The following is a 1,937-nucleotide window of genomic DNA, read 5'->3' as shown; positions in this document are numbered from 1 at the left end:
TATTCTCGAAACTCTCCACTTTTTTCTCTGGAATTAAATTAAAAGTAGCAGGTTTAATTCCATGTTCTCCATCAGAAATAATAACTTCTCTATTTTGTTCTCCTCTAAATTTTTCCTCTTCTATAAAATTCGTAGATTTTTCCTGAATTACTGAATCAATATATTGCTTTATATTCTGATTATTCTCCCTTGCGAGTTTTTGCCATTCAGTAAATAATACCTCCAATTCCTGCTCCGTAGTTTCAGGTTTGAGCAATTTATATAACTTGGCAAAAGCTTCCCGATAATTTGGTTGAATAGATAAAGATTTTTGATAATAATCAAAAGCTGGTTCAAGATTTGTATACAGAGCAAATACCTCTGCCAACTTGAAATAAGCTTTAGGATCTTCTGGTTGAATTTGCAGCAACTTTTGATAACAATAAACTGCCCGATCGAATTCCCCTATCTGAGCAAATACATTTCCTAACATCAACTGCACAGATGCCAACTTTGGATTAATCTCTAAAGCTGTTTGATAATTTAAAATAGCTAAATTAAAATCCCTCTGTTTATAATAAACACTGCCAATATTAGCATAAACTTCTGCAAAAATTGGCTGAAATTTTAACGCCTGATGATAAGTATTAATTGCCTGTTCAAATAAATTCTGACTTTGAAAAATATTCCCTAAAGTCAAATAAGCAGAAGCAAAATGCGGTTGAATTTTAACTGCTTCTTGGCAAGCAGAAATAGCTGCATCAAAATTTCCTTGCATCAAGTATACTTCAGCTAACTTCTTGTAAGCTTCAACATAATCTGGTTTAATACTCAAAGCTTTTTGATAAGCAATCATCGCTGTATAAAGTTGTCCAGAATCTTTCAATTGATTCGCTGTGTTGAAATAATTTTCAGCTAACATTTTCGAATCCGTTCCCTCATAGCGGTAAAGTGAGACAATGCTTGTAATTTTATTGGATTTAAGGTAAGGAGTATAGACTATGGTCACAGAACAAGACCCCACTAAGTTAATGAAACAACAAGTCGGCAAAGCTGCCGCCGACCGAGTAAAATCTGGAATGATAGTTGGTATAGGTACTGGGTCAACCGCGGCCTACATGATTCAGTTTTTGGGAGAACGCCTCCAAAGTGGTCAACTCAAAGACATTAAAGGTATCCCTACCTCCTTCCAGTCAACTGTATTAGCTAAACAATATGGTGTGCCATTAATCAGTCTTGATGAAGTTGACCATATGGATATTGCCATTGATGGTGCTGATGAAGTTGATCCACAGAAAAATCTCATTAAGGGTGGTGGAGCAGCTCATACTCGCGAGAAAATTGTGGACTGTCTGGCAGAAAAGTTTATTGTGGTAGTAGATAGTTCTAAATTAGTAGATAAATTGGGTTCTACCTTTTTGTTGCCAGTGGAAGTTATACCTATGGCAATAACTCCTGTGATTCGGGCGATAGAAAAACTGGGTGGTCAACCAGAATTACGAATGGGGGTGAAGAAAGCTGGTCCTGTAGTAACTGACGAAGGTAATCTGGTTATTGATGTCAAGTTTGATTCTATTGATAATCCTGCGGAGCTAGAAAAAAGTTTAAATAATATTCCTGGCGTTTTGGAAAATGGTTTATTTGTAGGGGTTGCGGATGTAATTTTAGTAGGAGAAATTCAGGATGGGCAACCAATAGTTAGGGAAATTTCTTAACAAAGTTAAGAAAATGGGGTTGGGGTAGCCAAGACCTAGTTATTTGGTGTCTTAATAACCCCAAGCAATTTTATAAATTACAAGTAATGGTAGGGTATGAAACCTATAATGCAAAAGATAATAATAAAAATTGCATTTTTGTTGGTCTACTTGAATTAAGTAGACCAACTCTTTAGATTAGACTTTAGATGAAAAATATTGCTGCTGTAATTGCAATGTACCGATTTATGTGAGTTTTATAAT

The 1,937-nt window shown here is 35.3% G+C and carries 2 protein-coding genes; one reads left to right on the top strand and one right to left on the bottom strand.

Annotated elements, in window-relative coordinates:
• Positions 1-901: tetratricopeptide repeat protein (locus AFK68_RS00430; protein WP_143437368.1), on the bottom strand; the 901-nt coding region annotated here is incomplete at its 3' end.
• Between the two features lie 79 nt (positions 902-980).
• Between AFK68_RS00430 and rpiA the strand changes: the two genes are divergently transcribed.
• A complete protein-coding gene (gene rpiA / locus AFK68_RS00425) occupies positions 981-1,694 on the top strand; it encodes a ribose-5-phosphate isomerase RpiA (RefSeq protein ID WP_094670766.1) in 714 nt (237 codons plus the stop codon).
• The last annotated feature ends 243 nt before the right edge of the window (positions 1,695-1,937 follow it).

Origin of the sequence: Hydrocoleum sp. CS-953, assembly GCF_002260545.1 — a bacterium.
Classification (GTDB): Bacteria; Cyanobacteriota; Cyanobacteriia; order Cyanobacteriales; family Microcoleaceae; genus Trichodesmium.
Note: the sequence above shows the minus strand (reverse complement) of the source record. Positions and strands in the feature narration are given on the sequence as shown.

Excerpts from the sequence above, each read along its gene's own strand:
- rpiA (WP_094670766.1), top strand. The coding sequence starts at position 981 with ATGGTCACAGAACAAGACCCCACTAAGTTAATGAAACAACAAGTCGGC.